The organism is Synechococcus sp. R8-2, from assembly GCF_047461715.1.
GTDB lineage: Bacteria > Cyanobacteriota > Cyanobacteriia > Thermostichales > Thermostichaceae > Thermostichus.
In genome coordinates, this window is the sequence record NZ_JANSHQ010000013.1 from 1 (window position 1) to 4,444 (window position 4,444).

Consider the following 4,444-nt stretch of genomic DNA (forward strand, 5'->3'; position numbering starts at 1 on the left):
CTCACCCCCAGCCCCTTTCCCAAAGGGGAGAGGGGAGTCTGCTGCTCCTAGAAGCCTGACCTTATGCACAAATTGCAATCAGAAGGTGACAAAATAGCATAACTTGTTACAAAGTGTAACGGCCAATACCAAAGTTAACGGTTCGTCATCGCTAGGGTAGCCAGTGTTCACCCCACGGCAGCGATCATGGCGAACCAGTTTGAACGCATCAAAAGCGAGAAGGATGGCTTGGCGGTCAAGGCTGAGCTGGAAGCGTTTGCCCGCCTGGGTTGGGAGAACATTCCTGAAGACGACCGGGATCATCGCCTCAAGTGGTTGGGGATCTTCTTTCGCAAGCGCACCCCAGGTCAGTTCATGCTGCGGCTGCGCCTGCCCAATGGGATCCTAACCAGCGGCCAAATGCGGATGTTGGGCGCAATCATCCACCCCTATGGAGAACAGGGCGTAGCCGACCTCACCACCCGGCAGAACCTGCAACTGCGGGGCATCCCCATCGAGGAAATGCCCCAGATCCTGGGCTACCTGAAAGAGGTAGGCCTGACCAGCATCCAGTCGGGCATGGACAACGTGCGCAACATCACGGGATCCCCTCTGGCCGGTATTGACCCGGATGAGCTGATCGATGTGCGCGGCCTCACCCGCAAGGTGCAGGACATGATCACCAACAACGGCGAGGGCAACCCTTCCTTCAGCAACCTGCCGCGCAAGTTCAACATCGCCATCTGCGGTTGTCGCGACAACTCCGTGCATGCGGAGATCAACGACCTGGCCTTTGTGCCCGCCTTCAAAAATGGCCGCCTGGGCTTCAACGTCCTGGTGGGCGGCTTTTTCTCGGCTCGCCGCTGCGCCGAGGCAATTGGCCTAGATGTCTGGGTGGATCCCCGCGATGTGGTTCCTCTGTGCGAGGCGGTGCTGCTGGTCTACCGGGATCACGGCCTGCGGGCCAACCGGCAAAAGGCGCGGTTGATGTGGCTCATTGACGAGTGGGGCCTAGAGAAGTTCCGGGCGGCTGTGGAGCGCCAGATAGGCCACCCTCTGCTCAGGGCAGCGGAAAAAGATGAGGTGGTCTGGCACAAGCGGGATCTGCTGGGGGTGCATGCCCAGAAGCAGCCGGGCCTCAACTTTGTCGGCCTGCATGTGCCGGTGGGGCGGCTCAACGCCCTGGAGATGATGGAGCTGGCCCGCTTGGCGGAGGTGTACGGCTCCGGAGAGCTGCGGCTGACGGTGGAGCAGAACGTGCTCATCCCCAATGTGCCCGACTCCCGAGTGGCCCCGCTCCTCAAAGAGCCGCTCTTGAAGAAGTTCTCCCCCAACCCAGGGCCCTTGCAGCGGGGGTTGGTGTCCTGTACGGGCAACCAGTTCTGCAACTTTGCCCTTATCGAGACCAAAAACCGGGCTGTGGCCTTGATGGAGGAGCTGGAGGCGGAGCTGGAGATCCCCCAAACGGTGCGCATCCACTGGACGGGCTGCCCCAACTCCTGCGGCCAACCCCAAGTAGCCGATATCGGCCTTATGGGCACCACTGCTCGCAAGGACGGCAGGGTGGTGGAGGCCGTGGACATCTACATGGGGGGAGAGGTGGGCAAAGACGCCAAGCTGGGCGAATGCGTGCGCAAAGGGATCCCTTGCGAAGACCTCAAGCCGGTCTTGGTGGAGCTGCTCATTGAACACTTTGGGGCCAAGCCACGTCAGCATCCGTCCGCTGCCCAGGCTTCTGTTTTGGTAACCCGCTAGCGGTTCTGTTGCCGTCCTGAAAGTTTTTCTTTCTTCGTCGTTGTAAATCTTGGAGGTTTCGATGTCTAAGCTGTTCAGCACTTCCTCTCCCGTCTCCCGTCGCCAATTTTTGGCCGGGGCGGCTGCTCTCACGGCTGGGGCAGTCACGGCTGGGATCCCGCGCGCCCAATCGCAATCCTTGGGCAAAGGCTACTGGGTGGCGCAGGCCGATACTCCCGAAACCACCAGCGCCAAGCTGGGGTTCATCGCTCTAACCGACGCGGCCCCCCTGATCATCGCCAAAGAAAAGGGGTTCTTTGACAAGTACGGCATGAAGGACGTAGAGGTGGTCAAGCAGGCCTCTTGGGGCACCACCCGCGACAACTTGGTGCTGGGATCCGCCGCCGGCGGCATCGATGGGGCACACATCCTCACCCCCATGCCCTACCTCATCACCACCGGCAAAGTTACCGATGGCAAGCCGGTGCCTATGTACATTTTGGCCCGTCTCAATCTGGACGGTCAGGGCATTAGCATTTCCAACCAATATCGGGATTTGCAAATCGGCCTGGAGTTCCCCCCTCAAGGCCAAGTTTGCCGAGCTTCGAGCTGCCGGCAAAGATCCCAAATGTGCGATGACCTTCCCTGGTGGCACCCACGACCTATGGATGCGCTACTGGCTGGCCGCAGGCGGGATCGATCCCACTAGCGACGTCTCCGTCATTGTGGTGCCGCCGCCGCAGATGGTGGCCAATATGAAATCCAGAACCATGGAAGCCCTCTGTGTGGGCGAGCCTTGGAATGCCCAGCTGGTGAACCAAAAAGAGGGGTATAGTGCCCTCACCACCGGCGAGCTGTGGAACGGCCACCCGGAAAAGGCCTTTGCCCTGCGGGCCGACTGGGTGGATGCGCACCCGAAAGCCACCCTTGCCCTGTTGAAAGCGGTGCTAGAAGCCCAGATCTGGTGCGACCAGATGGAAAACAAAGAGGAGATGTGTCGCATCATCGGCGACCGCCGCTGGCTGGGGGTGCCTGTGCCCGATATCTTGGGCCGTTCTCGGGGCACTTTTGACTACGGCACCGGCAAGGTCGTTGAAAACAGCCCCCACCTGATGAAGTTCTGGCAGGACTACGCTTCCTACCCCTTCAAGAGCCACGATCTCTGGTTTTTGACCGAAAACATTCGCTGGGGTTACCTACCTGCCGACACCGATACCAAAGCTTTGGTGGATAAGGTCAACCGAGAAGATCTCTGGCGGGAAGCTGCCAAAGCCATTGGCCAGGAGGCGGCCATTCCCCCCAGCCCTTCCCGAGGAGTGGAAACCTTCTTCGACGGGGTGCAGTTCGATCCCGAAAATCCTGCCGCCTACCTGGAGAAATTGGCGATTAAGAAGCTGGCCTAATTTCCCAACTTTCCCCAGCAAGTTAGCTGCAAACCCTCTGTCCAGGAGAGAAGGGATCCCCGAATCCCCACAAAGAGTGTTCAACTGAAACCCCTTCTCTCTTGGGATCCTCTTAAGTTGACTTCAACCTTACTCCCAGCAAGCCATGAGGATTTTCCACTCTGCCCTACAGTTGGGCTACCACCTCTTTCGGATCCTGCTTCCCCTACTGGTTGGCCTAGGCCACTGGCTGCTGAAAACCAGCCCAGGCTTTGTTCTTCAGTCCAATGCCGGGCTCCACTCCCCGGCCAGCTCTGCATCTTCTTCTGCTTGGAGGCAGCGAGTCCAAATCCACCAAGTGCTGCGCCGCGTTCTTTTGCCCACCACGGCCATTTTAATAGTGCTCGTTCTCTGGCAAATTGCCTATAGCCGCCCCGGAGCCAACTTGCCCACCCCTCTCCAGGTTTGGCAGGACACCTGGGATCCCCTTATTAAAGATCCCTTTTTTGACTATGGCGGCAATGCCAAAGGGCTGTTCTGGCAAATTTGGGCCAGCTTGCGGCGGGTGTTCATTGGGTTTGCCCTGGCCGGCTTGGTGGGGGTTGTGGGCGGCATGATCATCGGGGTCAATCGCTGGCTGTACGAGGCTTTGGATCCCATTTTTCAGGTGTTGCGCACGGTGCCGCCTTTGGCCTGGCTGCCGATTTCTTTGGCTGCCTTTCGAGATGCCAACCCTTCCGCCATTTTCGTAATCTTCATTACGGCCCTCTGGCCCATTTTGATCAACACCGTTGTCGGCGTACAGCAGATCCCACAGGACTACCGCAACGTGGCCAGAATTGTGCGCATGTCCGGCTGGAAGTACTTTTTCAAAATCGTTTTCCCGGCAACTGTGCCCTATATTTTTACCGGCTTGCGCATTGGGGTGGGCTTGTCTTGGCTGGCCATTGTGGCAGCGGAAATGTTGATTGGCGGTGTGGGCATTGGATTTTTCATCTGGGATGCCTGGAATAGCTCCCGCATCAGCGAAATCATTCTGGCTTTGATCTATGTCGGGATGGTGGGTCTTCTGCTGGATCGCATCACGGCTTGGATTGGCTCGCTGGTGGTGGCTGAGGATCGCTAAATGAGCTTGGCCGAGTTTTAGATTGGTTGCTGACAATTTCTCCATGCTCTCAGAAATCATCTCAGGGGAATCATGAAGACCCAGCCTTACATTGAAGTGGATCATGTCGACAAGGAATTTCTCCTCGACAACGGAGAGGTCTATCCTGTCCTGAAAGACATCCACCTGGAGATCCAAAAAGGGGAATTTGTCTCGCTAATTGGCCACTCCGGCTGTGGCAAAT

At 58.0% G+C, this 4,444-nt stretch carries 2 protein-coding genes and 2 pseudogenes; all 4 read left to right on the plus strand.

Annotated features, from left to right (window positions below; all coding sequences use genetic code 11):
* The first annotated feature begins 186 nt into the window (after positions 1-186).
* The gene (locus tag NW819_RS00295; protein ID WP_414412544.1) at positions 187-1,734 is read left to right on the plus strand and encodes a ferredoxin--nitrite reductase; all 1,548 of its coding nucleotides are present in this window, start codon (positions 187-189) and stop codon (positions 1,732-1,734) included.
* A 61-nt stretch (positions 1,735-1,795) separates the two neighbouring features.
* Positions 1,796-3,116 (plus strand): annotated as a pseudogene (locus NW819_RS00300) (CmpA/NrtA family ABC transporter substrate-binding protein).
* 145 nt (positions 3,117-3,261) lie between these two features.
* Positions 3,262-4,221, plus strand: a complete 960-nt coding sequence (gene ntrB / locus NW819_RS00305) for a nitrate ABC transporter permease (protein WP_099834651.1) — start codon at positions 3,262-3,264, stop codon at positions 4,219-4,221.
* A 72-nt stretch (positions 4,222-4,293) separates the two neighbouring features.
* Positions 4,294-4,444, plus strand: a pseudogene (locus tag NW819_RS00310) (ABC transporter ATP-binding protein); the annotation flags it as partial.

What these genes read in the sequence shown, in the direction of transcription:
- NW819_RS00295 (WP_414412544.1), top strand. Translation starts at nt 187, where the DNA reads ATGGCGAACCAGTTTGAACGCATCAAAAGCGAGAAGGATGGCTTGGCG.
- ntrB (WP_099834651.1), top strand. Translation starts at nt 3,262, where the DNA reads ATGAGGATTTTCCACTCTGCCCTACAGTTGGGCTACCACCTCTTTCGG.